This is a genomic window from Paenibacillus sp. S28 (assembly GCF_016624415.1).
GTDB classification, from domain to species: Bacteria; Bacillota; Bacilli; order Paenibacillales; family Paenibacillaceae; genus Paenibacillus_AQ; species Paenibacillus_AQ favisporus.
The window spans coordinates 24,231-50,868 of the sequence record NZ_JACVTM010000001.1; the positions used below are offsets into that span (position 1 = coordinate 24,231).

At 54.6% G+C, this 26,638-nt stretch carries 25 protein-coding genes; 24 read left to right on the forward strand and 1 reads right to left on the reverse strand.

The window, feature by feature from the left end:
• The first annotated feature begins 56 nt into the window (after positions 1-56).
• The 20 genes from IAE55_RS00105 (at position 57) to IAE55_RS00200 (ending at position 20,832) form a co-directional block, all read left to right on the forward strand.
• A complete protein-coding gene (locus IAE55_RS00105; protein WP_200630590.1) occupies positions 57-1,715 on the forward strand; it encodes an extracellular solute-binding protein in 1,659 nt (552 codons plus the stop codon).
• Between the two features lie 14 nt (positions 1,716-1,729).
• Positions 1,730-3,928, forward strand: coding sequence for a hypothetical protein (locus IAE55_RS00110; protein ID WP_200630591.1), 2,199 nt, complete (start codon positions 1,730-1,732; stop codon positions 3,926-3,928).
• A 272-nt stretch (positions 3,929-4,200) separates the two neighbouring features.
• Positions 4,201-4,560, forward strand: coding sequence for a hypothetical protein (locus IAE55_RS00115; RefSeq protein ID WP_076167381.1), 360 nt, complete (start codon positions 4,201-4,203; stop codon positions 4,558-4,560).
• Between the two features lie 540 nt (positions 4,561-5,100).
• Positions 5,101-5,595: a cation:proton antiporter regulatory subunit gene (locus IAE55_RS00120; protein ID WP_076167379.1), complete on the forward strand. Its 495-nt coding sequence runs from the start codon at positions 5,101-5,103 to the stop codon at positions 5,593-5,595.
• Between the two features lie 4 nt (positions 5,596-5,599).
• Complete coding sequence (locus IAE55_RS00125; protein WP_076167377.1) at positions 5,600-6,826, forward strand: cation:proton antiporter; 1,227 nt, start codon at positions 5,600-5,602, stop codon at positions 6,824-6,826.
• Positions 6,827-6,989: 163 nt separating this feature from the next.
• Positions 6,990-7,889 (forward strand): YitT family protein, encoded by a 900-nt coding sequence (locus tag IAE55_RS00130; RefSeq protein ID WP_200630592.1) that lies wholly within the window; start codon positions 6,990-6,992, stop codon positions 7,887-7,889.
• Between the two features lie 456 nt (positions 7,890-8,345).
• Entirely contained in the window at positions 8,346-9,326 is a 981-nt protein-coding gene (locus tag IAE55_RS00135; RefSeq protein ID WP_200630593.1) for a LacI family DNA-binding transcriptional regulator, read from the forward strand.
• Between the two features lies 1 nt (position 9,327).
• Entirely contained in the window at positions 9,328-10,206 is an 879-nt protein-coding gene (gene rbsK / locus IAE55_RS00140) for a ribokinase (protein ID WP_200630594.1), read from the forward strand.
• A complete protein-coding gene (rbsD, locus tag IAE55_RS00145) occupies positions 10,206-10,604 on the forward strand; it encodes a D-ribose pyranase (protein WP_105443418.1) in 399 nt (132 codons plus the stop codon). The genes rbsK and rbsD overlap by 1 nt, the downstream gene beginning before the upstream one ends.
• A 15-nt stretch (positions 10,605-10,619) precedes the next feature.
• The gene (locus tag IAE55_RS00150) at positions 10,620-12,101 is read left to right on the forward strand and encodes a sugar ABC transporter ATP-binding protein (protein WP_145156962.1); all 1,482 of its coding nucleotides are present in this window, start codon (positions 10,620-10,622) and stop codon (positions 12,099-12,101) included.
• A 1-nt stretch (position 12,102) separates the two neighbouring features.
• The gene (gene rbsC, locus IAE55_RS00155; RefSeq protein ID WP_076167363.1) at positions 12,103-13,071 is read left to right on the forward strand and encodes a ribose ABC transporter permease RbsC; all 969 of its coding nucleotides are present in this window, start codon (positions 12,103-12,105) and stop codon (positions 13,069-13,071) included.
• Between the two features lie 16 nt (positions 13,072-13,087).
• Positions 13,088-14,011, forward strand: a complete 924-nt coding sequence (gene rbsB / locus IAE55_RS00160; protein WP_089546759.1) for a ribose ABC transporter substrate-binding protein RbsB — start codon at positions 13,088-13,090, stop codon at positions 14,009-14,011.
• 420 nt (positions 14,012-14,431) lie between these two features.
• Positions 14,432-15,700 (forward strand): S8 family peptidase, encoded by a 1,269-nt coding sequence (locus IAE55_RS00165; protein ID WP_200630595.1) that lies wholly within the window; start codon positions 14,432-14,434, stop codon positions 15,698-15,700.
• Positions 15,701-15,960: 260 nt separating this feature from the next.
• Positions 15,961-16,242 carry a hypothetical protein gene (locus tag IAE55_RS00170; protein WP_105443415.1) on the forward strand — a complete coding sequence of 94 codons (282 nt, stop codon included), beginning with the start codon at positions 15,961-15,963 and terminating at the stop codon, positions 16,240-16,242.
• Positions 16,243-16,319: 77 nt separating this feature from the next.
• Positions 16,320-16,829 carry a hypothetical protein gene (locus IAE55_RS00175; RefSeq protein ID WP_200630596.1) on the forward strand — a complete coding sequence of 170 codons (510 nt, stop codon included), beginning with the start codon at positions 16,320-16,322 and terminating at the stop codon, positions 16,827-16,829.
• Positions 16,830-17,010: 181 nt separating this feature from the next.
• Positions 17,011-17,493 carry a DinB family protein gene (locus IAE55_RS00180; protein ID WP_200631070.1) on the forward strand — a complete coding sequence of 161 codons (483 nt, stop codon included), beginning with the start codon at positions 17,011-17,013 and terminating at the stop codon, positions 17,491-17,493.
• 83 nt (positions 17,494-17,576) lie between these two features.
• On the forward strand, positions 17,577-17,879 hold the full coding sequence (locus IAE55_RS00185) for a YciI family protein (RefSeq protein WP_105443413.1): 303 nt from the start codon (positions 17,577-17,579) through the stop codon (positions 17,877-17,879).
• Between the two features lie 252 nt (positions 17,880-18,131).
• A complete protein-coding gene (locus IAE55_RS00190) occupies positions 18,132-19,100 on the forward strand; it encodes an acetylxylan esterase (protein ID WP_200630597.1) in 969 nt (322 codons plus the stop codon).
• Positions 19,101-19,208: 108 nt separating this feature from the next.
• Entirely contained in the window at positions 19,209-19,733 is a 525-nt protein-coding gene (locus IAE55_RS00195) for a cysteine hydrolase family protein (protein WP_200630598.1), read from the forward strand.
• A 280-nt stretch (positions 19,734-20,013) separates the two neighbouring features.
• Positions 20,014-20,832: a methyltransferase domain-containing protein gene (locus tag IAE55_RS00200; RefSeq protein ID WP_200630599.1), complete on the forward strand. Its 819-nt coding sequence runs from the start codon at positions 20,014-20,016 to the stop codon at positions 20,830-20,832.
• On the opposite strand, the gene IAE55_RS00205 is transcribed toward IAE55_RS00200, so the two are convergent.
• Positions 20,822-21,442 carry a TetR/AcrR family transcriptional regulator gene (locus IAE55_RS00205; RefSeq protein WP_076167339.1) on the reverse strand — a complete coding sequence of 207 codons (621 nt, stop codon included), beginning with the start codon at positions 21,440-21,442 and terminating at the stop codon, positions 20,822-20,824. The genes IAE55_RS00200 and IAE55_RS00205 overlap by 11 nt on opposite strands.
• A 182-nt stretch (positions 21,443-21,624) precedes the next feature.
• Between IAE55_RS00205 and IAE55_RS00210 the strand changes: the two genes are divergently transcribed.
• From IAE55_RS00210 to IAE55_RS00225, 4 genes are all read left to right on the forward strand, one after another.
• On the forward strand, positions 21,625-22,830 hold the full coding sequence (locus tag IAE55_RS00210; RefSeq protein ID WP_200631071.1) for a YhgE/Pip domain-containing protein: 1,206 nt from the start codon (positions 21,625-21,627) through the stop codon (positions 22,828-22,830).
• Between the two features lie 138 nt (positions 22,831-22,968).
• A complete protein-coding gene (locus IAE55_RS00215; RefSeq protein WP_200630600.1) occupies positions 22,969-23,889 on the forward strand; it encodes a helix-turn-helix transcriptional regulator in 921 nt (306 codons plus the stop codon).
• A 79-nt stretch (positions 23,890-23,968) separates the two neighbouring features.
• On the forward strand, positions 23,969-25,549 hold the full coding sequence (locus IAE55_RS00220; protein ID WP_200630601.1) for an MDR family MFS transporter: 1,581 nt from the start codon (positions 23,969-23,971) through the stop codon (positions 25,547-25,549).
• A gap of 177 nt (positions 25,550-25,726) precedes the next feature.
• Positions 25,727-26,572, forward strand: coding sequence for a MerR family transcriptional regulator (locus IAE55_RS00225; RefSeq protein ID WP_200630602.1), 846 nt, complete (start codon positions 25,727-25,729; stop codon positions 26,570-26,572).
• Positions 26,573-26,638 lie beyond the last annotated feature (66 nt).

Here is a 26,638-nt window from a genome sequence, read left to right on the forward strand (position 1 = left end):
GACGTCCTGCATGCGGGACTATATCATATACATTCATTCAAATTGGGAGGGTTCATATGAGAAAAAAGCGGTTTAAATTGGCAGCTTCTCTGATGGCGTTTACCCTGATATCCGGCATGCTGTACGGATGCAGCAGCAGCGGCAGCGGCGACAGTGCGGACGGGGGAGACAAAGGCGCGGACTCCAAAACGGTTACGCTCACGGTGCTGAATAACTGGAACGGTTCCTCAGGCTCCGATTCGGAAACGAACCCTGTACTTAAAGCGATCGAGGAGAAAACCGGCATCAAGGTAAAAATCGACTACACGAAAGGCAGCGAGGCCGAGAAAGTCAACACGATTTTTGCAACGCAGGACCTGCCGGACATTTATACCGGACCTGCCTGGGGCGGCGAGCTGGACGGCATCATCAAGGCAGCTAAAGAAGGCCAGCTTGTGGATTTGACGGATAAAATCGACCAGTATCCGAACCTGGCCAAGGCGATCGCCAAGGAAAACGTGCCGCCGGCGCTGTACGAAAAAGCGATCGGCGGGATTGACGGCAAGAAGTACATGCTGTACCAGAACCAGCCGGCAACCGACAAGGACGTCAACGACTGGCTGTACGGATTTTACGTACGGAAGGACATTGCCGATAAGATCGGAGTCGATCCGCAGTCCGTGAAGACCAAGGACGATTTCTACAATTTCCTGAAAAAGATCAAGGACGCCAATCTGAGCGAAAACGGCGCTCCGGTCATTCCGCTCGGCGGCTTCCATGACGGATGGGCGGTAGGCATCGGGAATACAATGTTCTACGGGGCCGATTACCAAGACAAAGGCGACGGTACGCTGGAGCATGTGTTCTTTACGAAAGCTTACGAGGATTACACGCTGTATTACCGCAAGCTGATTTCCGAAGGACTGCTGGATCCGGATGCTTTTACGCAGACCGACCCGATCGCGAACGAGAAAATCAAGCAGGGGCGCATCGCGGTACTGTCAGCGCATTATCCAGCAATCTTGGACGCTTCCAAGGAATATGTGAAAGCGCATCCGGGCAGCGATTACGTCCCTGTCGGACCTCTTGAGCGGGCAGGGGCAGAACCGAACCGTCCGGTCGACCTGAACATTCAAGGAAATAACGTTACCGTCATCACGAAAAAAGCCAAAAACGTCGACGCCGCGCTGAAGCTGCTCGATTTCCTCGCTTCCGACGAAGGCTTTATGCTTGTGCATTACGGCATTCAGGGAACGCAATGGGATATGGTTGATGGCAAACCGACCGCCAAACAAGAATGGTTCGACAAGTTTACAGCGGACACGACAGGCAAGGCCAAGAAGAACGAAGGCATCAGCATTGGGCTGGAAAATATGACCGGCATGGATCGCATTAATTCGGTCGGCGGCGGTGATATTTGGGCAGATCAGGATCGCCTGAAAGCGATGGACAACGCGCGTAAAATTTTGCGTCCGAACGGCATCAGCGTCATTTCCGCCTTCAATCCGGGGGATGTGATCACCAAATCGCCGCAATGGGAAACGCTGAAGCCGTCCATGGACCAAATCAACGACGTATGGAAGCAGGCGATCTTCGCCAAGTCGGACGATGCGGCCCTGAAGGTGATAAACGACCTTCGCGAGCAAATCAAGAACACCGGTTACGATGACGCCATGAAGTATGTAAACGAAGAGCTGAAAGGGAAAGAAGTCGTCAAATTGTCGATGCCTAACTAAAGGAGGGTTTACCCTTGAGCAGCCGATTGGGAAGCAAGGGGCCGGAGTGGACGGGATTTCAGGAATCCCGTCCTTACGGGCCGAAGTATGATCTCCGCACGGATTTCGTTATGGTCTACGGCATATCGGATGATTTGCCGGAGCGCATTCAAGGCTGGAAGCAGGCAGGATACACGGTTCATCTGATGACCGGCGTATCTTGGGGGGAGTACCAGGATTATTTGTACGGCCGCTTCGACGGGCGCAATCACTGGGATGAAGCCCAGGTCAACCGGGCGGGGGATCAGGTAAGCCACGGCAAGGACGTCCCGTACATGGTGCCGACCGTTTCGTTCGCCGAGTACCTGGCGACCCATATCAAGAAGGCGATCGACAGCGGCGTCGAGGCCATCCATATGGAGGAGCCGGAATTCTGGGCGGCTTCGGGTTACTCCGAAGCCTTCAAGCGGGAGTGGCGGAACTACTACGGTGAGGATTGGATTCCTCCGCACTCGTCGCCTGACGCTCAATATCGCGCTTCCAAGCTGAAAGCGTATGTGTACTACCGGACGCTGGACCGGATCTGCAGCCAGATGAAGGAGTATGCGCTTGTTCACTATGGACGCACAGTCCGCTTCTATGTCCCGACGCACAGCCTGATCAACTACACGCAGTGGCGGATCATCAGCCCGGAAGCGCTGCTCGTGAACATGCCGGCCTGCGACGGCTTCATCGCCCAGATCTGGACAGGAACTGCACGGACCGCAAACGTCTATAAGGGTGTCCGTAAGGAACGTACATTTGAAACAGCATTCCTGGAGTATGGCGTCATGCAGGAGCTGACCCGCGGCACAGGCCGCGAAATGTGGTTCCTCCACGACCCGATCGAGGACAATCCGCGCTATACGTGGAAGGATTACGCGTACAATTACCGCTCGACCGTCGTGGCCTCACTGCTGCATCCGGGCGTTTCCCAATACGAGGTATGTCCTTGGCCTTGGCGGGTGTTCGAACTGGGGTATCCGAAAGAGGGCGGCAGCGGCAAGGAAGTCATCCCGGCCGGCTATAAAACGTCGCTGCTTACCGTCATGAATGTGCTGCGGGACATTCACCGGTATGACGGGGATGTGCAGGAAGGCAAGGCGACGACCGGCGTCGGCGTTCTGCTGGCGAACTCCGCGATGTATCAGCGGGGAGACGTCGATCCGGACGAAGACGGACGCAAACAGGAGTTTAAGTACGACGGCACCTCCGGCACGGAACAGCTGAGCGAAGCGCAGCAGGAGCTGCTGGATTGGTCCGCCTTTTACGGGATGGCGCTGCCGCTCGTCAAAGCAGGCATTCCGCTGCGGCCGGTCCAGCTGGACAATATTCTGACCTTTCCCGGATATTTGGCAGATTACCGCGTGCTCCTGCTGAGCTACGAGCTGATGAAGCCGGAGCATCCCGGCATTCACCAGGTTCTCGGGCAGTGGGTCCGCGAGGGAGGCGTGTTGATCTATTACGGCGACGGGAGCGATCCATTCCACAACGTGCAGGAATGGTGGAACCGCGACGCCGGCCGCGCCTATGACCGGGCGGAAGAGCATCTGTTCGAGTCGATGGGGCTGGGGCGTAACCCGAGCGAAGGAGAGCACCGGGTCGGCGATGGGGCCGTGCTGTACTACCGGCAGCATCCTGCGGAATTGTCCCGCTCGGATGCAGGCGCCGAGCAGGTGCGGAGCAGCGTGCGTCAGGCGCTCCAGTTCCGCGGGGAGCAGGACGCGTACCTTGAGAGCGGCCTGCTTCACATCCGGCGCGGTCCGTATGTGATCGCGCATGCGCTCGACGAGCGCGATGCCGCGGAGCCGGCGGCACAGCTCGAAGGGGCGTTCGTCGATCTCTTTGATCCGGAGCTGCACGTGCTGAGCCGCGTGGAACTTCAGCCCGGTGATGACCGCCTTCTGTATGATCTGGACCATCCGGCAGCACAGTTACAGGATAAGCCGGTCATTCTTGTCAGCGCATCCCGGATTCGCGAGGAGCAGTACCTCGAAGGCAAGCTGACATTCGTCTCCGAGTCCCCTTCCGAAATGACGGTCAGCACGCGTATTCGCGTTCCGGCTGAACCGTCGGCAGTGACGGCAGGGGGACAGCCGGCAGCCTGTGCCTATGATCCCGGTTCAAAAACGGTCTTGATCCGATACCCCGGCGTACCGGAAGGGATTGAGATCGTGGTGAATTGGGCGGAATAAGCTTATCTGCAAGTTTTTCTGGTGAGATTGTGAAGAAAACCGGTGGAACTCCTTGGTTCCGCCGGTTTTTTGGTCCTATTGCTATTGCTGTCTAGGTCATCACCTCTGGAGTTCTGGTATCGAGGCAACCGCTTGCGTCAGCCCTTCAAAATCGATCAAAAATTTTTATCAGGGTGTTCACAGCTTGTCCCGGCTTGTCCTTCGGTTTGAAGACATCCTCTAATTTGTGTTAGAATAATCATATATGAATTTTTCACAAGAGGGGGGATAGGATGGCAGCATGGATGAATAGACTTCGGATGATGTTCATTGTCGTTCTGGGTGTCATTCAGATGGCAACCTTTCCCGTTTCCCTGGAAGAAGAAGTGTTTACCTCCCCTGCAAGTTCGACGGAAACCGAGACGGTGTACAGCCGGATCGATCCTCCAAGCAAACCGCTGGTACGGAAAACGCCAACCCTCATGCAGAGACTGATCATGCTGGCGTCAGCGCTTCCTCTCTGTTTTGTGCTGCCGCTGCTGCTTGTGCTGCGTATTCCGAAACCGCGGCTACCCTTTGTTCCGTGTGTTTTTCTCCGTAAAAAATATTTATTGCTGCTTCCGATAAAATTTACCTCGAGTTATGTGGCTTAATCTCCTTCCTGAATAGACGGTTCCTTATTGGCATGCGCCGGGGCATTCTCGCACCTGGACTGTAAAAAAGCCGATAGCGGGACGGTTCGTTTCGTGTACCCAAAAATGGATGAAAGACCGCAGGATGGCTTGGCTCTGTGATAGCTGCTGTTCACTGCGTGTGGCAATGCCGTTGAGTGTTTGCTGACGTGTGAAGAATTTCGTTATTGGTATTTTGTCACGATTTATCGTTGATCGTTTGTTTTTTCGGCAACGGCTGTATTTAGCATGAAAGTAAATCAGTTAGGCATATTTTGTTGTTATTTATGGTGGATCGGCCAGGCTTTTTGGGCTTTGATGCAGTGCTGGATTTGCTGCGGATTGCAATGGCTTTGATGGCAAGTTGTATACCTTTGTTACGGCAGCATTTAGTCTGAGTGTGTTTTGTTGCGGTTGCCTCGAGCTTTTTTGAAAAAACGTGGCATTCTGCCATTTACATCAACCCAATGATATGTGAAATGTTTCTCAAATATAAACATGTAATTACAGGAGGCTATTCTCATGGATATTCGTGAGTCTGTATTGCCCGGAATCGGGATGAAATATGTAATGGATACCGCCAGCGGCGACCGGATGGTCGTGGTCATTCATGATGACGGCCGGCGTGAGCTGTACCATTTTTCGTACGAGGATTTGGACCAAAGCATCTCGATGGTGACCCTGGAAGATCCGGAGGCGCGGCAGCTGGCCGCTCTTGTCGGCGGTATGACGTACAAACCGAAGCAGCTCGAACGGGTGGAAATGGCGTTTGACGAGCTGACGATCGAGTGGTACCGGATCGAGCCGCATTATGGATGCACGGGAAAGACGATCGGTGAGCTGAACATCCGGCAAAATGCCGGGGTTTCGGTGATCGCGCTGCTGGATAAACGTAACGGCAAACAAGTGAATCCCGGCCCGGAAGCCGTGCTGAACGCGGAGGCGACGGTTGTCGCCATCGGAGAACGGGAGCAGCAAAAGCGGTTCAAACAAATTCTAATGAACGGAAGCGGGTGAAAGGATGGAGCATTTGGTATTTGAAATTGGTTTAGCGCTAGTCCTCATTGCACTGGGGGGACTGATCTCGGCAAAGCTGCGGTTTTCGGTGATCCCGTTCTATATCCTGATCGGCATGGCGGTAGGTCCGCATGCGATGGAGCTCTGGCATTTCGACTTCCGGTTTATCGACAGCGCGCCGTTTATCGATTTTATGGGACGGATCGGCGTTTTGTTCCTGCTGTTCTACCTCGGGCTCGAATTCTCCGTCGGCCGGCTGATCAAGTCGGGACGGTCGATCGCCGTAGGCGGTTCAATATATATCGGTATTAATTTTACGCTTGGGCTGATGCTCGGATTCTTCAGCGGGTTTCCGCTCGCCGAGACGCTGATTATCGCGGGAATTACGACGATTTCGTCCAGCGCGATCGTAGCAAAGGTGCTGGTGGACCTGAAACGGACCGCCAATGCAGAAACCGAAATGATTCTCGGCATCATCATGTTCGAGGACGTCTTCCTCGCTGTGTATATCTCGATTCTGTCCGGGTTTGTGCTCAGCGACTCCAGCTCGATCGGCGGCGTGCTGCTGTCGGCACTTGTGTCGCTCGGGTTTATGCTCGCCGTCATTATTCTCGGACGTAAAGCGGTGCCTTATCTGAACAAATGGCTGCGGATCCGTTCCAACGAGCTGTTTGCCCTGGTTATTTTCGGCGCGTTGTTTCTGGTCGCCGGCTTTTCCGAAACGATCCACGTGGCCGAGGCGATCGGGGCGCTGCTGGTCGGGCTGGTGCTGGCCGAAACGGAACACGCCAAGCGGATCGAGCATTTGATCATGCCGTTCCGGGATTTTTTCGGGGCGATCTTTTTCTTCAGCTTCGGCCTGTCCATTGATCCGATGTCCTTGGGCGGAAGTGCTATATGGCTTGCGCTGGCAGCGGTCATTGTGACGCTGATCGGGAACTTTAGTGCAGGCATGCTGGCCGGGCGAACGGCTTCGCTGTCTCCCAAAGCATCGGCCAACATCGGGCTGACGATCGTTTCGCGGGGCGAATTTTCGATCATTATGGCGAACCTGGGCAAAGACGGCGGCCTGATGGAAATCCTCCAGCCGTTCTCGGCGATCTACGTGCTGATCCTGGCCATCTTGGGTCCGCTGCTGACCAAGCAGTCGAAATCGATTTTTACCTTCTTGAACCGCTGGATCAAATTTAAGGACCGAAAACCGGGAATTCAGAAGGAAGAGGCGCTGTAAAAAGCCGTAAGACTGCTGCATGGCTAGTTCCATTGTTCGCAATGGTGAAGTGGCTGGATAAGACTAACGAATGTTTGGGTAAATGCGATCCCATCCAATGGACTTCCATTTCAGTTTAGGGAGGGAAGGTTATGCATGATCCGATCAAGCAGGCCGTATGGTCATGAGAAAAACATTTGGAGCTTCCGGCAGAAACAGCAAGCATGCCATCTTCAAATCGGTGATCGGCGGCATCGCCGCCTCGGTCGGGGTTGAGCTGTTTCTGCATCCGCACGAGCTGATCGCCGGTGGCGTCACCGGCATTTCCGGCCTGGTGTCGTTTCACACCGATAATCATTTCGGGATGCTGCTGGTGCTGTTCAATTTGCCGCTGCTGTTCTTTTATTCACTTCTGGGCCGAAAAAAAATATTGCTCCAGGTGCTCCCGGGGCTGCTTGCATTTGCCGGGTCGGCGTTCCTGCTGGCGCCGCTGCCAGCCGTCAGCGGCGAGCCGGTCATTGCCGCGCTGGCAGGCGGCCTGTGCCTTGGCTTCGGCGGCGGGCTGGCCGTCAAATCAGGCGGCCTGCTGGACGCGCTCGGCCTTGAAAAAACCGACCGCATCCGATCGGCCGGAATTCAGGCGGGCACCCGCCCGGCCATCTCCGTGGAGCGGCTGCTATTGCTCTGCCACGCCCTGGTGCTGGTCACCGCCGGCGCGGCTTTGGGGTGGGAGCGGACGCTGTACTCCGCGTTCGCCTGCCTGGCGGCGTATGAAACCGCCGGGATCGTCATATTCGGGTTTCGCCGATTGGCCGGCGTGACGACGTCGAATCCCCGGCAGGTGGAAGCCGAAATGAAAAGCCGGCTGCGGCTTGAAGGACTCGCGTGGAATGATGTCGGGATCGGCCATGACCGTGCTCGTGAGATGGATCGTGACAGCGACTACGCGCGGGTTTCCGCTCAGACGCGATTGGTGTACAGCGTGCATCTGCTGGATGTGCCGCGCTTCAAGGCAGCAGTTCGCAAAGCCGATCCGCAGGCGGAGATCGTATGGGTGGAGCGGTCCGGAATGAAGCAGGAATAGGCAGGGGATGAGCAGGAATACAGCAGGAATACAGCAGGGATGAGGCAGGAATGAAGAACGGTTGAGTGGCAAGGGGCAAAGTGCCTCGAAGTACCTGAAATTTACTCTTGTTTGACAAAACAGAGCGTTACAAGTTACTAGTTGCATAAGTGCAGTTCATTTCCGGTGAAACGGCCGCAAGCCAGTGAATCGGAAATGAACTGCACTTTTTCCGTTGTTCGCAGCAATGGATGACTGGGCGGAAGTAATGATCACAAAATAGCTGTTACTTTTACGCCCTATACGGCACTGAGGACACCAAGCACACTGTGCTTATTTTTCCGCACCGCGCCTGCATTTTATGCCATCTGCAAAAATTATCCAATCAAAAACTTTTGAAAGCGCTATTGTCAAACGCAAAGTGATGTGTTACTTTATGTGTGTAACCGGTTCCACATTTCGAGGTGATAATTTCAGATGGTAACGATTAAAGATGTAGCACGCCATGCAGGGGTTTCGGTTGCGACCGTATCCCGGTGCATTAATGAAACAGGATACGTACACGCCGATACCCGCAAGAAAGTGGAAGACGCGGTTCGAGCGTTGAATTATGCGCCAAACGAGGTTGCAAGATCATTATACACACGCAAGTCGAGGCTGATCGGACTTTTGCTGCCTGACATTACGAACCCCTATTTCCCGCAGTTGGCGCGGGGCGTGGAGGACGGCATGCAGGCTAACGAATTCCGCATCATTTTCGGCAATAGTGACGAGAACGAGCAGAAGGAACAGGAGTACATCCAGACCTTCATTCAAAATAACGTGGTCGGCGTCATCTCTTCAACTAACCGCCCGGATTCGGAAATATACGCCAAGCTGAACATCCCGGTCGTGTTTCTGGACCGGACGTCCAGCGACAGCCCGTCAGTGTACTCGGACGGACGCAAGGGCGGACGGCTGGCCGCCCAGGAAATGATCGCCCGCGGCAGCAAGCGGATCACGGTCCTGCGCGGACCTGTACATATCCGTCCCGCCCAGGACCGGTTCCAAGGCGCCGTGGAGGTACTTGAGGAAGCGGGGATCGACTACAACATCATTCAGACTTCGTCCTTTTCCTTTGCGGAAGCGGAAAGCTGGGCCAAAGAGCTGTTCGCCAAGCATCTCGACACCGACGGGGTCATCGCCAGCAACGATATCGTGGCGACCGCCGTTTTGCATGAGGCTCAACGCCTCGGCAAGCGGGTGCCGGAGGATGTGCAGGTGATCGGTTTTGACGATATCCCGCTCAGCAGCCTGCTCTCCCCGTCGCTGTCAACGATCCGGCAGCCGGCCTACGACATGGGCAAGGAAGCGGCGCTGCTGCTGATCCGTCTGATCGAGCAGGGAAAAGTGGACAATCGAAATATACAACTGCCCGTATCTTTTGTAGAGCGGGATACGACCAGAAAGGTGGATTAAGATGGCTAACATTTGCGTAATCGGAAGCAGCTCGATGGACCTGGTAGTGACATCGTCCAAACGTCCGGGAGCGGGGGAGACCGTTCTCGGAGAGAGCTTTAAAACCGTGCCTGGAGGCAAGGGAGCCAACCAGGCGGTGGCAGCCGCCCGGCTTGGAGCGAAAGTCAGCATGATCGGCCGGGTGGGAGATGATCATTTTGGCGAAGCCATTTTGAACAATTTCCGGGCCAATGAAGTTTCTGTAGACAATGTGGAACCGGTTACAGATATGGAAAGCGGAACGGCTCACATTGTGCTCGCCGAAGGGGACAACAGTATCGTTGTTGTCAAAGCAGCCAATGATGAGGTCACACCGGCCTATATCGACAAGGCTGTACAAGCGATCACCGCCGCCGATATGGTGCTGATCCAGCAGGAAATTCCCGATGAAACGGTGGAGCACGCTAGCCGGATCTGTGCCGAGCACGGCGTCCCGCTGCTGCTGAATCCGGCGCCGGCGCGTCCGGTCAAGGACGAAGTGATCGAGAACGCGGCGTACATCACGCCGAATCAGCACGAAGCTGCGATCATGTTCGGCGATGGCCGAGTATCCGAAGCGCTGCGCCGGTATCCGAACAAGCTGTTCATTACCGAAGGCAGCAGCGGCGTGCGATATTTTGACGGACAGGAAGAGGTTGTGATTCCTTCCTATAACGTCGAAGCAGTTGATACGACCGGAGCGGGAGACACCTTTAACGCCGCTTTTGCCGTGGCGCTGGCTGAAGGCAAGCCGATCGCGGACAGCGTCCGGTTCGCCAACCGTGCCGCTTCGCTGTCGGTCATGAAGTTCGGCGCGCAGGGCGGCATGCCAACGCGTCAAGAAGTGGAGGAGAACCTGTAATGAAAAAACATGGGATGCTGAACAGTCACATTGCCAAAGTCCTCGCCGACCTCGGCCATACCGACACGATCGTCGTGGCCGATGTGGGCCTTCCCATCCCCGAAGGGGTCACCAAAATCGACCTCGCCCTGAAGCTTGGGAATCCGAGCTTTGAGGAGGTTGTGAGTTCCATCGCGGAGGACATGGAAATCGAAAAGGTCATCGTCGCCGCGGAAATGAAAACGGATAACCCAGAGGCGCAAGCTTACATTGACCATACATTTGTGGATTGCCCGATTGAGGACGTGCCTCACGAACAGTTTAAAGCTTTGACCCGCACAGCCAAGGCGGTCATCCGGACCGGAGAAGCCAAGCCGTTCGCCAACTGCATTCTGCAATCCGGCGTCCATTTTGGATAAAGAGGAGGAACCCTTATGCACATACAAATGCAAGGCATTTATAAATCCTTTGGCACCAACCACGTGCTGAGCGGAGTGGATTTTGAGCTTCGGGAAGGCGAAGTTCACGCCTTGATGGGGGAGAACGGCGCCGGCAAGTCCACCCTGATGAACATTCTTATCGGTCTGCATCAGCGGGATGAGGGCGTCATCCGGATCGACGGCAAGGAAACGTATTTTCCAAACCCGAAGGAAGCGGAAAAAGCGGGCATAGCTTTTATCCACCAGGAATTGAACATTTGGCCCGACATGACTGTCATTGAAAACCTGTTTATCGGCAAGGAAATGACCACGAAGTGGGGACTGCTGAGCACCAAACAAATGAAAACGCTGGCAAAGGCTCAATTCGACAAGCTGTCGGTAGACATCCCCTTCCAGCGTGAAGCCGGGGAGTGCTCGGTAGGCCAGCAGCAGATGATCGAGATCGCCAAGGCGCTCATGACCGATGCCAAAGTCATCGTCATGGACGAGCCGACGGCTGCGCTGACCGAGCGGGAAATCCGCAAACTGTTCGAAGTCATTGTCGCCTTGAAAAAGGAAGGCGTTTCCATCGTCTATATTTCGCACCGGATGGAAGAAATATTTGAAATCTGCGACCGGATCACCGTCATGCGCGACGGTAAAACGGTGGATACGAAGGACATACCGCATACCAACTTTGACGAAGTCGTGAAAAAAATGGTCGGCCGCGAGCTGACCGAGCGTTACCCGCACCGGAACCCTTCGCCTGGCGATGTGGTGCTCGAAGTGAAGAACGCCACCCGCAAGGGATTGTTCGAGAACGTCAGCTTCCAGGTGCGTTCCGGCGAGATTGTCGGCTTCTCCGGCCTGATGGGTTCGGGGCGGACCGAGATCATGCGCGCCCTGTTCGGGCTCGATCACTTGGACAGCGGGGAAATATGGATTAAGGGCAAAAAAGCCCATATCCGCAAGCCTGACGATGCGGTCAAACGCGGCATCGGCTTTATTACCGAGGACCGGAAGGATGAAGGGCTGCTGCTCGATTTTTCGATCCGGGAAAATATGGTGCTGCCAAGCTTGTCCGGTTTTACGTCCAAAGGCTTTATTAACGGGAAACGGGAAAAAGACTTCGTCGACCTGCTGGTCAAACGGCTGCAGATCAAAACGCAGTCAGCGGAAACCGCGGCAGGCGACCTGTCCGGCGGTAATCAGCAAAAGGTCGTCATCGCCAAATGGGTCGGCATCGGTCCGAAAGTGCTCATCCTGGACGAGCCAACACGCGGGGTCGACGTCGGGGCGAAACGCGAAATATATCAACTGATGAACGAATTAACCGAACGCGGCGTTGCGATTATTATGGTTTCCTCCGAGCTGCCTGAGGTGCTGGGCATGAGCGATCGGATCCTGGTCGTCCATGAAGGCGAAATCAGCGGGGAACTGAGCAGCGAAGAAGCCACGCAGGAAAAAATAATGACGTTAGCAACAGGAGGACAGTAACATGACAACCATTCAAGACGCTAAAAAACCAAAAGGCTTCCAACTATCGCAAGTGACACAAAAGCTGGGCCCGCTGCTGGGGCTGATCATCCTAATCATCATCGTGTCGGTGCTGAATCCGAGCTTTTTGGAACCGCTTAACATTCTGAACCTGCTCCGCCAGGTGTCGATCAACGCGCTTATCGCGTTTGGTATGACCTTCGTCATCCTGACAGGCGGCATCGATTTGTCCGTCGGTTCGATTCTTGCATTGTCCAGTGCGTTTGTCGCCAATATGCTGGTGTCGGGCTTTGATCCGATCCTGGCGATCATCATCGGCTGTCTTCTCGGCGGCGTGATGGGTATGGTGAACGGCCTGCTCATTACAAAAGGTAAAATGGCGCCGTTTATCGCTACACTGGCGACCATGACGGTATTCAGAGGCTTGACGATGGTGTACACGGACGGTAACCCGATTACAGGACTTGGCGACAGCCGGTTGTTCCAGCTGTTCGGGCGCGGATACGAGCTCGGTATCCCGGTACCGGCGATCACCATGATCATTACGTTTGTCATTCTGTGGGTCATTCTTAATAAAACGCCATTTGGCCGTAAAACCTATGCCATCGGCGGTAACGAAAAAGCATCGATCGTATCCGGTATCAAGGTACCGCGCGTAAAAATCATGATCTATTCCCTGGCAGGACTGCTGTCGGCTCTGGCCGGCGCCATCCTGACCTCCCGCCTGAACTCGGCGCAGCCGACGGCAGGCACATCCTACGAGCTTGACGCCATCGCGGCGGTCGTCCTCGGCGGCACGAGCTTGTCCGGCGGACGCGGACGCATCGTCGGCACCCTGATCGGCGCGCTTATTATCGGTACACTGAACAACGGTCTGAATTTGCTCGGCGTTTCTTCCTTTTACCAAATGGTCGTCAAAGGGATCGTCATTCTGATCGCCGTCCTGATCGACCGGAAGAAATCCGCATAAGAAGGAGTAGATCATCATGAAAAAATTAACGCTAATTGCAGCTGCACTCTTGTTGATTCTGACCACAGGCTGTTCGCTGGAACCGCCGGAATGGGCCAAGCCCAAAACGGGCGGCGATATTAAGGAAATGAAAATCGGTTTGTCCGTCTCCACGTTGAACAATCCGTTCTTCGTCTCGCTGAAGGACGGCGTGGTGGCCGAAGCCAAGAAGCAGGGCATGGAAACGATCGTCGTCGACGCCCAGAACGACTCGGCCAAGCAGAGCAATGACGTGGACGACCTGATCCAAAAAGGGGTCAACGTGCTCCTGATCAACCCGACGGATTCCGCCGCAATTTCTACTGTCGTGCAGAACGCCAACGATTTGGGGATTCCGGTTATTACGCTGGACCGTTCTTCAGACAAAGGGGACGTCAAAGCGCTGGTTGCATCGGATAACGTCAAAGGCGGCAAAATGGCGGCCGAATACATCGTGAAGATGCTCGGCAAAGGCGCCAAAGTCATCGAGCTGGAAGGCGTGCCGGGGGCATCGGCAACCCGCGAACGCGGCAAAGGCTTCCACGAAGTGGCCGACACCGAATTGAACGTCATTGCCAAGCAGGCGGCCGATTTTGACCGGACCAAAGGTCTGAACGTCATGGAAAACCTGCTGCAGGGCAACCCGGACGTGCAAGCCGTCTTTGCCCACAACGACGAGATGGCACTCGGCGCGATCGAAGCGATCCAAAGCTCCGGCAAAAATATCCCGGTCATCGGGTTCGACGGCAACGAAGACGCGCTGAACTCGATCAAAGCCGGCAAGCTGACCGCCACTGTGGCGCAGCAGCCTGAGCTGATCGGCCAGATGGCCGTGCAGGCGGCGAAGGACGTGCTGCAGGGCAAAACGGTCGACAAGTCGATCCCGGCGCCGCTGAAGCTGGTGACAAAGGATCAGCAGTAAGATCGCAGCGAAGAGGTAACGAATAAACAGGTCAGCAAAGTGATAGGTTTTGATATTAGAATGATAGAATAAGAAGATTTGAGAACGGTGACGCCCCTCAGTCTGTCTTACGCCAATGCTGCGTAGGAAGGACGGGGGCTTTTTTTATGCTCAACGATTGCTCCAGGCACAGCATGCATGAAATTTGGGAAGACGATAGAAAGGCAGCAACCGAAGCCGACATTATATCAGCATGGCACAGTGTGCGCTTCGCGAACCAGAACGGAGATATCAGCATATCCGCACCATTTGGTTTAATGACTCTTCCGGGCGGTTTAGGTTATTCCTGGGCTAATGCTGAGGCAGCACGGCAAAGGCACACCAATGCGGGCGATGTCACATATTCTATCAGGAATACATCCTCCAAATGAGGTGCATACAGTGAAGCAGCTGGAGAAGTTATTGAAAAAAACGGCCGTAAGTCGTCCGAGTAAAACAACAAGTCGTCAGATCGTCGTGTTCAAAACGCAGCAGGATTACCGGCAGTGCCTTGATATACTCAACGCAAATGGAATCAAACCGGTGAAGGCCGTGGACAGCCACCGGCTGATCTGCTGCCATTTCCATCGCTCCACGGGTATGGAAAAAATTAAACAGCATCCCTGTGTCGCCTATGTCCAGCGGGACGCGAAAGTGAAGGCGCACGCGATCAAGCCTGCGGCTGCCGCCAAACGCGGCGGTGCGAACAAGGCCACCAAGAAAAGCGCATTGGTGGACACGGCCAAAATTCCCTGGAATGTCAGCAGGGTGAAGTCGCCCGAGCTGTGGAACCGGACGATGGGCCGAGGAGTAAAGGTGGCCATCATCGACACGGGCATCGCCAAACATCCGGATCTGTGTATCGCGGGCGGTGTAAATACGATTACCGGCGGATCGTTTCAGGATGACAACGGCCACGGCACGCATGTGGCCGGAATCGCGGCCGCCACCGGACGGCAAAAAATTTTCGGCAATGCGCCCAAAGTCAAGCTGTTCGCCGTGAAGGTGCTGGACCAAAACGGAAACGGCTTTGTTTCCGACATTGTGGAAGGGATCGACTGGTGCCTCAAACGTGGAATCAAAGTGATGAACATGAGCTTCGGGCTGACCGGATCAGGCAATAACAAGGCGCTGCGGGACGCCATTAAACGGGCAGCCAAGCGGGGGGCCGTCATTTCGGCGTCCGCGGGAAACGAGGGGACGATGTTCAGCCCGCTGATCGACGCCCCGGCCCGCTATCCCGAGACCATCGCCGTTGCGGCGACGGATCGAGCGAACCGGGTCGCCGATTTTTCGAGCCGGGGGAACGGCATTTCCGTCGCGGCGCCGGGCGTCGATATTTTGTCGACCCTGCCCGGAGGAACGTACGGCAAGATGTCGGGAACTTCGATGGCAGCTCCTCATGTGACGGGGGGAGCCGCGTTGTTAAGGGCGCTGTTCCCAAGGATGAGGCCGGCCGAAATTAAGCGCCGTTTCGAAGCCAGTGCGCTTCAGATTCCGGGAGGCAGGCAGGCGGTAGGCGCCGGACTGCTGCAGGTCGCACCCGCGGCGGTCATACCCGCGGCGATTGCTTCAGGGAGCCGGTTCCCAAGCAAGGCGCAGCGCTTGAAGAAGGCAAAGTCTGCGTCCCGGCCGGTGCTGTTTACCCCTTCCGGACGGAGCAAACGGTAAGAAGGAGCAGGCGGGATGCCTGCTCCTTTTTTCATGGATAGCCGGGGTGGTGGATGAATGGTTCATCCACCATTGGATTACCGCAGCGGCACGGTGGACAGCAGGGGAGTCCAGAATGGATAAGCTTTTGGGTTTTATTTAAGGTCATGCCTATAGATGGTTGGGGCGGACAATGTGCTTTTTGGATCATGGGTAAAGGCAGACTTTGTTTGAAAAATATGGTATATAGTAAGGGATGGAGCTGTGAAAGGAGCAGTGGAATGGAAACTAGTAAATACCGGATCCTCTATGTCTGTTCCATGATCGCGGGGTTGATGCTCCTTCTCTGGGGACTGGCACTCTGGATACCCAGAACGACGAGATCGGATACGCCAGATGTGTATTATATTGTATGGGACTGCCTGAAACTCCTCCTTCCCACCGCAGGCTTACTGCTGATGGTGATCGGATCCTTCGTTTATTCCGCTTACAAGGACTTATACCGGGAGATTCGGGAACTGAAAGACCAGGTCCGATCGCTGGAGAAAAAAATATCCGGTTAATAATGGAACGGCGGGCAGAAGGTTTACGAGAAAATCCCTTTATCCAGCCCCTGACTCAAAATAAGGAGGAGTGTATTTTGCGATTGATATGGGCAACGTTCCTGGTTGTCTTCCTGCTGTCCGGCTGCAGCGAAGTTAAGAAAGAAACAGCAGGGGGATCGGAAGATTGGCAGCAGAGCCCCTCGTTTACGATTTCCAAATCCGGACCTGATGGGAATCCGGTGCCGTACGGGCTCAAGGGAATCAAAGACAGATTTGCCATCGTAGACGGCTTAGTACAGGCGAATTCGAGCAACAAGCAGCTCCTCCACTTTTGGGGTGACTCGCCGGAAGAAACCGGGCGGCTGCTGGATAAAGAAGTGAAAGTCATCGGAACAAGCCGGGAGACGGGAGAGCAGGTGACGGCTTTTGAAGGGAAGACGCAAATCCAGAATGACGATCCTGTGGAGGAGCCACGGGAGTACGTCGAATCTGTTGGCTATCTGAATCTGCCGGCCAAAGGACTATGGAAGCTGGACGCCTACATCGACGGGAAAGCAAGTGGAAGCATCGTCATCGAGGTACATGACAAGCCCGGGCAGCAGTGACCCGTGGTTCCACACCTCTTCAAAACCAAGATATAATCTTTCATTCTACTTGAAAGGCATCGGTATAAAACGGGTATATTTTTATTTTCCATTGTTCTCCGGCGCGCTTTATGAGTAAATGAAATAGCCGTTTAGGCATGAATGACAAAGACAGATTCCGATACGAAAGAGGAGATTGCTCATTAAAACGTTATTCCAATATAATTGGCAGATTCGTGAAGATTGGTTCCGCTGGTGTGAGAGCGTGCCGGAGGAGGAGCTGCTTCGCACGCGTACAGGCGGAGTGGGCGGTATTCTGCACACCCTGTTTCATATCGTCGATGTGGAATGGAGCTGGGTCCGCTGCCTGCAGGGGAAGCCTGATTTTCAGGAGAGCTTTGATGGGTACCGCGGTCTGGACAAGGTGCTGAAACTGCAGGAATCGTTCAAGCCGGAAGTAGAGGAGTTTGTTTACTCCTGGAATGATGCTTGGGAATACAACGTATTCCGCGATGTCCATCCAGACGGTCACCCTGTTGAGGACCGATGGGGCGAAGTGGTCCGGCATATGATCGCTCACGAGATTCACCATGTAGGGCAGCTGTCCGTCTGGTCCAGGGAACTCGGGATCAAGCCCGTCTCCGCCAATTTGATCGGCCGGGGCTTGATGAATCGTCAAGCATAACTGCCGCTTTCTACAAACTATGAATCCCTCGTAACCATCCGTTATAATAGAATGGGAACGTACATTCGGATGGAGGGGACTTAATGAAAAGCTTTTTGGTGTTATTAGGAGATAAACAAACCGGGAGTCTCTGCACTGATTTACTAGAGCAGCATGTTCAGCACCTTGAGGCGATGAGCCGGTTAGGCTGTCTGCGGTTATGCGGACCTTTTACAGACGGGGACGGTGCGGTAATGGTCTTCAGCGGACGCAGCGCCGAAGAGGTTGAGGACTGGGTCATGCAGGATCCTTTTATTAAGGAGCGTTACTATGGCTCCTACGACATTAAGGAGTTTACGGAAGCGAACGAGTCTAACCGCTGGCTGATGGGCGAGCCAGAGGCGTGACACGCAAGTTTGAGAGCGTGCGGGCAAACCGTGTTTCTATCCGCGTATGACGGTAGAATTCACGGTTTTTTCGTGTTGCGGGGAATTTGACGTGTCTAAACAATGTCTCTCAGGGTGTGCGATGCCGAAGCTGATTCTGTCCTATGGGATAGCCCGGAGCTGCCAATATTCTTATCGGACGACCGAGGCAAATACCTGTGCAAATACGGGGCATATCCGGTATACTGCTTGGTATGAAGGAGGATGAAACCGATGGGCTACACGGACGAGGTGTCGAAGGAACTGTACAGTTACCTTCCCCCTCTCACCAAGAGAGACGATTTCGACGAGTTTTGGGAGACGACCATCAGGCAGGCCAAGGAGGTTCCGTTGGAACCGGAGCGTATGCTGATCGAATATCCGGCGCGGCACGTGAAGGTATACGACGTTTCGTATTGCGGAATGGATGAGACGAGAATTTACGGCTGGCTGATCGTTCCCGCTTTTGACAACAAAGAGAAATATCCCTGCCTGATCCATTACCATGGCTTTACCGGAAGCAGGGGCAAGCCTTCCGAGCTGATGCACTGGGTGATGATGGGGATGGCCGTATTGTCGGTGGACTGCCGTGACCAAGGCGGACGGACCGGCAACAGCGCTTCATACTCGCACGGGTATGTGGCGAACGTGGCCAGCAAAGGCGTACATAACAAATGGGAGTATTATTACCGTTATGCATACATGGATGCGCTGAAGGCGATCGATTTTGCCTGCGCACAAGCGGATATCGACGCTTCAAAAATCGTGATCGAGGGCGGCAGCCAAGGCGGTGCGCTCGGGACGGCGGTATCCGCCCTGGACGACCGTCCTGTGCTGGCGATGGTTGACGTGCCGAGCAACAGCAATCTCGTCTGCCGAATCGAAGGCAACCACGGGGCTTTCGCAGCGGTAGCCGAGTACTTAAACCGCCACCCTGAGCAGACGGATCTTGTGATGGACAACCTGAGCTATTTTGACACGATGAATATGGCCGATCGTATCGCGTGCCGGGTATTAGCCAGCGTTGGACTCAAGGACGAAACCTGTCCGCCACAGATGTATTTCGCGACCTATAACCGGATCCAAACCGACAAGGACATCGTCATCTATCCGTTCAACGGACATGAGGGCGGAGGGGCAGGCCAGACCGAGGTTAAGCTGCAGTATTTGCGGAAGCATTTCCCGGAGTGGTTCACGGCATAGCATAATTTCGCATTGACCAGGAACATATGTTCCGGTATGATAATTTCAAGACAGCATGCGGATATGAACAGAGAGCCAATGAAAACCATCCTGGAAGGGGAAAGCAAAATGAGCAGCGGTACCGCATTATTGGTTATTGACGTGCAGGAAGGCATGTTTGTACCGGAGTATCCCGTTTTTGACGGCGAAGCTTTGTTGGACAAGATCCAAGGTCTTATCACGGAGGCGCGCTCAAGCGGTGTACCTGTCGTTTACATTCAGCATAACGAAGAACCGGGCGAGCAGCTGGAGCCGAACAGCTTTGCATGGCAGATTCAGTCCCGAATCGCTCCTGCCGAAGGGGAGATCGTCGTGCAGAAATTTACGCCCGACGGGTTTCACGAGACGGACCTGCAGGAGAAACTGAATTCGCTTGGCGTGCAGAGGCTGATCGTGTCCGGTATTCAAACCGACATGTGCGTTGAAGCTACCAGCAAGCGCGCTGGACAGCTGGGCTACGAGGTGGTGGTCGTTGAAGACGCGCACACGACGTATGACCAAGGCGGCAGGACCGCCCGGGAGATTATCGAGGAATACAACGGGATGTTCCGCGATTTTGCGAAGGTTCAGCCAGCAGCAGCCATTGCGTTCTAAGGAAGTCCGGATCCCGGCTGGAATGAAACAGTCATCACTTATAAAGTTTATGGTATGGTTGGGAGCCCACGTTGATGGTAATGGGGCTCTTTTTTTCTGTTGCGGCGCATGAATAGTGGGGAGGGAAACCTCCAGCTTTCCTGATCGGATGCCGTGGATCACAGTTTTTATAGTTAAAAGCTATTATATCTATACGATTTATATATTAGAACTATAACAATCCTTTGTGTAAGCTTAATCTGAAAATAATTATCCGGAAATGAACAGGAGGCGGCAGCAAATGAATAATGAGCCGATGACCCGGCGTACCGAATTATCCGGCAAACTGACGAATGTTCTTCAGGCCAGAACGCTGGGATTATCGCATCCCATCCTGCAAGGAATGTTAACGAAGGGCATGTCGGTACTGGATGTTGGATGCGGCACGGGAGCCATTACCCGCGGCATCGCGGAAGCCGTAGGTCCGGAAGGCAGCGTAGTCGGGGTGGATCAAAACCCCCGTTTGATTACGCAGGCGCAGCAAACGCATGGAAAGGTTGCCGGATTGTCGTTTATGGAAGGGGATATCTATTCGCTTGAGGAAGCTATGGAGGGTTGTCCTAGGTTTGATATCGTCACCTGCTCAAGGCTCATGGTATGGCTCCCCGATCCATTGACGGCGCTCAAGGCTATGGTAAAGGCTATAAAGCCTGGCGGGAGGATCGTCATTGCCGACTATAACCACGAAAAAATCGCCTGGTCGCCGCAGCCGCCTGCCAGCATGCTCGTGTTCTATTCCGCATATCTAGCCTGGCGGGAGGATGCCGGCCTAAACAACCGGATTGCGGACGATCTCCCGGACTTATTGCAGCAGGCAGGACTTGCACAGATCAAGGCCACACCCTGCCATGAAGAGGTGCGGCGGGATGATCCCGATTATGCGCAGCGGTCTGGCCTGTGGGCGGATACCGCTTCCAGCCGGGGCCCGCAAATGGAGCGGGATGGATTCATAACACGCGGGGAATACGAACACGCGGAGCGGGAGTACCGCCAATGGGTTCAGTCTGAGGCTGAATCCATAACGATGTACATGCTTACCGTCGTTGGCGTCAAGCCTTAGGATCCGATACGGCTATGCCTGCGGCAAAGAAAGGACCCCGGAACGTGAGCAGCGAAAGAATGCGTGCCATCTCTGCCGGCGTTTCCTGTCTTCCGCTCATCAGCCACTGCTGGATAATGCCGAGATGTGCAGAAGACACATAGGACAGGAAGTATTCGGCAGGGACCTGCAGGTTCTCTTTGCGGATCAGCGGCGATAAATTTTTTTCCAGCAGATTTTTCCGGAACATCGCTTTCAGCTGCGATTGGAAAGACACGTCTCCCTTTGGCCCCAATATGGCTTTGAGAAAAGCCGCATGCTCCTCGATATATTCGAACACGGTAACGATCAGGGAGACCGAAATGCCGGTTTCCCGGTACGTTTCCAGATCCTCTGACGTCGCCTTCGTAATGATCGCGATGATCCCCTCAATCACTTCGGCTTCGCTCTGCTCGAGCAGGTCGAATTTGTCACGATAATGCAAATAAAACGTTCCCCGGTTAATATTCGCCCGAGTCGTAATATCCTTTACAGATACGGCTTCAAAGCCCTTCTCCTCAATCAGCTCCGTCAGCGCATCGCGGATGACCAGCCGCGTCCGCACGATCCGCCGGTCTGTGTTCCCGTCCATGTGATCACTCCTTGAAAGGTAGACACTTTAAAAGAATGTGTCGAGTAATGCGCACATTCCGGATTATTGTTTATTGAACCGTCTATGCGCTCTTATTATAATGAGTTTGCCCAAGATAATCAACGCGATGTTCATTATCTTGAACAAACTATAAAGGCATAGGAGTGATGCGTGAAATGACTTTGATGAAGCAAAAGCTGGTGTGGGTGCTGCCGCTTATCGTAGGCGCCGTTATATTTGTGTTTAGTTTGGCGATGATTCCGACCATTAATCCGACCCCGGTTCGGCTGCCGATCGCATTGGTCAGCGAGGATCAAGGCGCAACGCTGCCGAACGGAACAGCGACGAATATGGGAGAAACGCTGACCGGTATGATCAAACAGCAGACTTCATCCACGGCTTCAGCAGATGGACCGGCGATTGAATGGGTTCATGTAAACACGGAAAAGGAAGCGATGTCCGGTTTGGATGAACAGAAATATTATGCCGCGCTGGTGGTTCCGGCCGATTTCAGCCAGAATCAAGCGACGCTGCTCACGGAAAAACCGGTGCAGCCTCAGCTGCGCATTTACGTGAACCAAGGCATGAGCGCTTCGGCTTCCACCATGGCCGGTCAGGTGCTGAACCAAATCGTCGACACGATGAATGTGAAGATCCGCGCTGACCTGCTGGCTGCAGCCGGTAAGCAGAGCGGCAAGGTTACGGTGCAGCAGGCATCCGTGCTGGCGGCGCCTATTGCGAAGGACGTAAAAAATGTCCATGAGACAGGCACCCATACGGCGAACGGCAACGCACCGGTGTCGTTATTCCAGCCGATCTGGATGGGCAGCATCTTGGGCGGGGTTATGTTCTATCTCGTCATCAGCAAGCTGAACTTTGCCTACCGCCGATCTCTGCTCGCTGCCCGAGTAGTCCAGACCGTTGCGGGAGCTGTTCTGGCACTCATTGCCGGGTTCGGCCTGACCTGGTTTGCTGGGAGCTGGGGACTCCATATTCCGGACGGAACGGCTACAGCGATATTTTTGTCACTATGCTACTTTGCTTTTTTCCTGATGATCTCCGCCGTACTGTCCTGGGCAGGGCTCAAGTCGATGGTGCTGTTTATCCTGCTGCTCTTCTTCGGGGCTCCCCTGCTGAGCCTTCCTGCCGAGATGATGGGATCGATCTACCGCGACTACGTGTTCCCTTGGCTGCCGATGCGGTTTATGGTGGAAGGGCTTCGTGAAATGTTCTTCTTCGGCCGGGGCCTGGATTGGAATCATTCGACAGCCGTGTTAACCGGTATTGCCGCGGTTAGTCTGGTTGTTCTGCTTGGCTCGGCTCTGAAGGTTCGGCAAAACCGGCAAACGGCAAGAGGTACCGTCGAGACGCAGACCGTGGAGGCGTAAAGAAGGCGGCCCATGCCGAATTCGCGCTCATCCTGCTAAATAGTTTTGCGCTGAAGAAGTACCGTAAATTATAATGAAGCGTAGAGAACCGCTAACCGTTTGAAGAACGGCGGCGAACAGGTGCAGGAGGATAATGCATTGAAGCTCGAACGCATCATATCGATGATTTACATGCTGCTGAATCACGAAATTATTACCGCGTCGGCGCTGGCCGAGAAGTACAACGTTTCGCAGCGGACCATATACCGGGATATCGATGTCATCTGCGCGGCTGGCATTCCTGTGGTGTCCTACCAAGGGGTCAAAGGCGGTTTCGGCATTATCAAGGATTATAAAATGGAAAAAAGCCTGCTCGGTTCGTATGACGTCGGGTCGCTCGTGACGCTGCTTTCCAGCATGTCGACCGTGTTTGAGGACGAAAAGGCGGCCGAAACGATTCAAAAGCTGAAGACCATCCAGCACGAAAAGGATTCGCCGGTGTTGTCGATGAATCTAGCGAGCCGGCAGCTGTATAATGACTCTCTGCGGCTGCTGCGGGCGGCGATCACGGAATGCTGTGTCGTGCGCTTCAAATATATCAACGCCAGGAACGAGAAGACCGAGCGCGTCGTGGAGCCGGTGCGGCTGATTTACGAGTACGACGTCTGGTACCTGTTCGCCTACTGCCGGGACCGCCAGGATTACCGAAAATTCCGGCTGTCCCGGATGGCCGACCTGCAGGCGATGGGCGAGCATTTTACGAAGCATAAGCATGCGGCTCCCGAAGAAGTGACGTTTAAGCAGCTGCATAACCAAGGAAACCCGGTGCATGCGGTAATTCATTTTTCCGCCGACTGCCTGGCGAGAGCGATGGATTATTTCTATGGAGCGGAGAAAACGTATCTCGACGACGGTTCGTTCCTGCTTAGCATTACCCTGGAGCATATGGAGCGAACGCAGTGGCTTATCCCGATGCTGCTCAGCTTCGGCGACGGTGCCGAGGTGAAGGAGCCCCCGGAGCTTCGCGAAGCCGTTCACGCCAAACTAAAAAAAATGATTCGGAAATACTCAGAAGTATGACATACAGTTGTCATACTTTTTTGTTTACACTTAGAACCGGTTACAGAGAAATCAGAAATTTAAAGGAGTGTTTGAGAACGTGAAACCTGCACAAAAAAGCAGTCTTCCGGTCGTCATCGCCGGCCTGCTGCTGGGCATCCTGATGGCCTCGATGGATAACACCATCGTCGCCACGGCCATGGGAAATATCGTGGGCGAGCTCGGCGGCATGGATAAGTTTGTATGGGTCACCTCGGCCTACATGGTGGCGGAAATGGCCGGGATGCCGATCTTCGGAAAGCTGTCGGATATGTACGGCCGCAAAAAGTTTTTTGTCTTCGGGATTATTCTGTTCATGCTGGGGTCTGCGCTGTGCGGCACGGCGACCACGATCACGGAACTGGCCTTGTACCGGGCGGTTCAGGGTATTGGCGGCGGAGCGCTGGTCCCGATCGCGTTTACGATCATGTTCGATGCCGTCCCGCTGGAGAAGCGCGGCAGCCTCGGCGGTTTGTTCGGCGCCGTGTTCGGCATGTCCAGCATTTTCGGACCGCTTCTCGGGGCGTACATAACGGATCATATCGCCTGGGAGTGGATTTTCTACATCAACCTGCCGCTGGGCGTCATCGCCTTCATCATGGTGGCGTTTTTCTACAAGGAGTCGCATGAGCATTCCAAGCAGCCGATCGACTGGTTCGGCGCCTTTACGCTGCTGGGAGCGGTGATCTGCCTCATGTTCGCCCTGGAGCTGGGCGGCAAGGAAATCGCCTGGGATTCCTGGGAGATTCTCTCCTTGTTCGGAGGATTTGCGGTGCTGCTGATCGCCTTCCTGTATGCCGAGACTAAAGCGAAAGAGCCGGTCATTTCGTTCGGATTGTTTAAAAACCGGCTGTACGCCACCAGCGTCCTGGTCGGCCTGTTCAGCGGCGCGGCGTTTATCGCGGCTTCGGTGTACATTCCGATTTTTATCCAGGGCGTGCTGGGCGGTTCGGCCACCAATTCAGGGCTGGTGTTGCTGCCGATGATGGTCGGCTCGGTCGTCACGGCGACGCTGGGCGGCAGTTTGATGAACAAAATGCCGTACCGGAACATTTTGATTCCGACGCTGCTGTTATTCCTGGTCGGCACGGCCTTGGTCGCCACCTTATCGGTGAACTCGACCCGGCTGATCGTGACGATCTATATGATTCTGATCGGGCTTGGAATCGGCGCGTCGTTTTCGGTGCTCGGAAACGCCGCCATTCATGGCCTGGACTACCGGCAAAGGGGAACGGCCAGCTCGACGCTGAACTTTCTGCGCTCGCTCGGCATGACGATCGGGATCACGACCTTCGGATTGATTCAGAGCCATTCGTTTACACGTGAAATGACGAAAGGGTTCGGCTCTGCGGGGGCTGGCGCAGCAAACGCGGGAGGAGCAGCGGCAATGCCGGCGGGGCTCGATATCAAGGATCCGCATGCGCTGCTGGCTCCGGAGACACGCTCGCTCATTCCGCCTGAAGTGCTGCATAACATTTCCGAGATGCTCGCTTCTTCAATCGTCCAGACGTTCGCATGGGCCTGCGTACCAGCGATTCTGGCCCTGCTTGCGGCACTGTTTATGGGCAGCAAAAAGCTGGATCATACGGCGGAGGTTGCTCCCGCAAGCGGCGAAGGGAAGGAATATTCTCCGGTTCACTAAGTAAAAAATTGAGCAAAGATCACCGCGGCTGCAATCTGGAGGCATCATGGATGCCCTGGACTGCAGCCTTTTTTGGCAGTGCAGAATGGTTAGGTGTTTACCAATCCCTAATTGACGCAGCTGCTGTACCTCCATACAATGAAGCTGAGATCTTACCTCGGAAGGGAAACGAAGAGCATGTTTAAAATCAGCGCTTTTGCCAAAATGAGCGGGATATCGATCAAAACGCTGCGTTACTACGATGAGCTGGGGATTCTGAAACCGTCTGCTGTGGATGAGAGTTCCGGCTATCGATATTATTCCGCCGATCATCTGCTGACGGTGGAACGCATCCGCGCTTTTAAAGAGCTTGGGCTGACACTGGAGCAGATCGCTCCACTGCTTCAGGAGGAGGGAACGCCCGGTACGGCTGCGGATACGCTCGCTATGAAGCGGGCTGATCTGGAGACCGCCATCCAGGAAGCACAGCGTCAGCTAAAAGAAATCGACCGGAGAATGCAGCGGCTGGAACAAGTCGGGGCGGCTGCGGTGGATGGACCCGAAGCCGTAACGCTCCGTGAGCTGCAGCCGCAATGGGCCGCCTCGGTCAGGGATACGATCCCGCGGCAGGATCTCTGCCTGCTGGTCAATGAGGTCAGGGACTACGTCATGACTGGCGGCTGTGGAACACCGGACGGGCCGCTGATTCTTCTCTGGCATGACGCGAGCGGGGAAGGCGAAAGGGAAGTCATTGACATCGAGGTGGCATTTCCGCTGGAGGAACCAACTCCGGAGCGCGGGCGCGTCCGCATCGTAGAACTGCCCGGCTATGAAACCGCCGCATCCCTGATTCATGACTGCAACCCCTATGCCGCCCACTGTCCTGCAGCAGCGCACGTCATGGCATGGGCCGCATCGCAGGGATATGAACCGTTACCCGGTGAGCCGGTCCGTGAAGTCTATATTGCCGCCGAACAAGACATGTACGGAAAATTCCGCAGGTCGGAAGTAATCCTCCTGCTGCGCGGTACTCTGAGCCCTTGATTTTGGTGTTGTTGAACGAAGGCTCACTCCAGGTGTTGACTCTCCCCTCAGGGGAGGGTGTACAGT

Excerpts from the sequence above, each read along its gene's own strand:
- IAE55_RS00105 (WP_200630590.1), top strand. The coding sequence starts at position 57 with ATGAGAAAAAAGCGGTTTAAATTGGCAGCTTCTCTGATGGCGTTTACC.
- IAE55_RS00115 (WP_076167381.1), top strand. The coding sequence starts at position 4,201 with ATGGCAGCATGGATGAATAGACTTCGGATGATGTTCATTGTCGTTCTG.
- IAE55_RS00120 (WP_076167379.1), top strand. The coding sequence starts at position 5,101 with ATGGATATTCGTGAGTCTGTATTGCCCGGAATCGGGATGAAATATGTA.
- IAE55_RS00125 (WP_076167377.1), top strand. The coding sequence starts at position 5,600 with ATGGAGCATTTGGTATTTGAAATTGGTTTAGCGCTAGTCCTCATTGCA.
- IAE55_RS00130 (WP_200630592.1), top strand. The coding sequence starts at position 6,990 with ATGAGAAAAACATTTGGAGCTTCCGGCAGAAACAGCAAGCATGCCATC.
- IAE55_RS00135 (WP_200630593.1), top strand. The coding sequence starts at position 8,346 with ATGGTAACGATTAAAGATGTAGCACGCCATGCAGGGGTTTCGGTTGCG.
- rbsK (WP_200630594.1), top strand. The coding sequence starts at position 9,328 with ATGGCTAACATTTGCGTAATCGGAAGCAGCTCGATGGACCTGGTAGTG.
- rbsD (WP_105443418.1), top strand. The coding sequence starts at position 10,206 with ATGAAAAAACATGGGATGCTGAACAGTCACATTGCCAAAGTCCTCGCC.
- IAE55_RS00150 (WP_145156962.1), top strand. The coding sequence starts at position 10,620 with ATGCACATACAAATGCAAGGCATTTATAAATCCTTTGGCACCAACCAC.
- rbsC (WP_076167363.1), top strand. The coding sequence starts at position 12,103 with ATGACAACCATTCAAGACGCTAAAAAACCAAAAGGCTTCCAACTATCG.
- rbsB (WP_089546759.1), top strand. The coding sequence starts at position 13,088 with ATGAAAAAATTAACGCTAATTGCAGCTGCACTCTTGTTGATTCTGACC.
- IAE55_RS00170 (WP_105443415.1), top strand. The coding sequence starts at position 15,961 with ATGGAAACTAGTAAATACCGGATCCTCTATGTCTGTTCCATGATCGCG.
- IAE55_RS00185 (WP_105443413.1), top strand. The coding sequence starts at position 17,577 with ATGAAAAGCTTTTTGGTGTTATTAGGAGATAAACAAACCGGGAGTCTC.
- IAE55_RS00190 (WP_200630597.1), top strand. The coding sequence starts at position 18,132 with ATGGGCTACACGGACGAGGTGTCGAAGGAACTGTACAGTTACCTTCCC.
- IAE55_RS00195 (WP_200630598.1), top strand. The coding sequence starts at position 19,209 with ATGAGCAGCGGTACCGCATTATTGGTTATTGACGTGCAGGAAGGCATG.
- IAE55_RS00200 (WP_200630599.1), top strand. The coding sequence starts at position 20,014 with ATGAATAATGAGCCGATGACCCGGCGTACCGAATTATCCGGCAAACTG.
- IAE55_RS00205 (WP_076167339.1), bottom strand. The coding sequence starts at position 21,442 with ATGGACGGGAACACAGACCGGCGGATCGTGCGGACGCGGCTGGTCATC.
- IAE55_RS00225 (WP_200630602.1), top strand. The coding sequence starts at position 25,727 with ATGTTTAAAATCAGCGCTTTTGCCAAAATGAGCGGGATATCGATCAAA.